Genomic DNA, 469 nt, shown 5'->3' with positions numbered 1-469 from the left:
TTGCTTCGCTGCTCATTTTTGCCAAGTTCTACCTTGATAAGGTCAACAAAAACAACAATGGCATCTCTTAATTTGGATATTTTACCTCTGACTTCCTCTTCCTTGGTAAACATCGCATTGATTGACTTATCCAACTTGGTTATGTCATTACTTGCAGGAACGTTTTCTGCTCCTGCGTTCTTTGTGGAGTCAGAAAGTTCATCGACTTTCTGCTCCAATCTCTCAACTGTGCCGTAGATGGCTTCCAATAGTTCTTCTTTCATATTTCTTTTGTTGTTTGAATGGTTTGTAACTTGCATCAAAGGCTAAAGCCTCTTCTGCGTTTCTTCTTTTTCTTCTTGGATGATTCATCCTCTGGGAATGGTTCAAAGGTCTGAGCGTTGGCAGGAGCAAAAAGTCCTATGGAAGAAATACCATTCCATGGGTTCTGGCTGCTATCCGACATGGATGGCTCATGGTTGCTCTTGTG

Annotated in this window: 1 pseudogene; it reads right to left on the bottom strand. The window is 41.6% G+C overall.

The features are described from left to right. A pseudogene (locus DXD25_RS17295) lies at positions 1–263 on the bottom strand (hypothetical protein); the annotation flags it as partial. Positions 264–469: the final 206 nt, after the last annotated feature.

Source organism: Prevotella sp. TF12-30, from assembly GCF_003436715.1.
In the GTDB taxonomy this organism is placed as follows: Bacteria; Bacteroidota; Bacteroidia; order Bacteroidales; family Bacteroidaceae; genus Prevotella; species Prevotella copri_A.
Note: the sequence above shows the minus strand (reverse complement) of the source record. Positions and strands in the feature narration are given on the sequence as shown.